The organism is Undibacterium hunanense (genome assembly GCF_014284335.1).
Lineage (GTDB): Bacteria > Pseudomonadota > Gammaproteobacteria > Burkholderiales > Burkholderiaceae_D > Undibacterium > Undibacterium hunanense.
In genome coordinates this window covers 1-259 of sequence record NZ_JACOGF010000083.1, presented here as the reverse complement: position 1 = coordinate 259, position 259 = coordinate 1, and the positions used below count along the sequence as shown (strand labels likewise).

Annotated in this window: 1 protein-coding gene; it reads right to left on the bottom strand. The window is 52.5% G+C overall.

All coding sequences use genetic code 11. The features are described 5' to 3' along the window. Window positions 1–259, bottom strand: a 259-nt coding sequence (locus H8L32_RS28515; RefSeq protein WP_186951027.1) for a hypothetical protein, incomplete at both ends; no start/stop codon positions are given.

The following is a 259-nucleotide window of genomic DNA, read 5'->3' as shown; positions in this document are numbered from 1 at the left end:
TAGCTGTCAACCAGGGCATCAACGATGGTGTCATTCAACTGGATCTGGGACACTTGGGTGACTGCTGTGTCGTTGGTCAGTTCGATGTTACCGATGTTTTTGATGCCGTTGAAGTCGCCGATGGCTGCGTTGGTTGCATTGCGCAGTTCGATGACGTCGTCGTTCTTCTGGCTGTTGTTGGTGGTGTTGTTGTCAACTGCACCGCCGTCAATGGTGTGGGTACCGTTGAAGTTGGCATCAGTGAAGATGATGCGGTCGG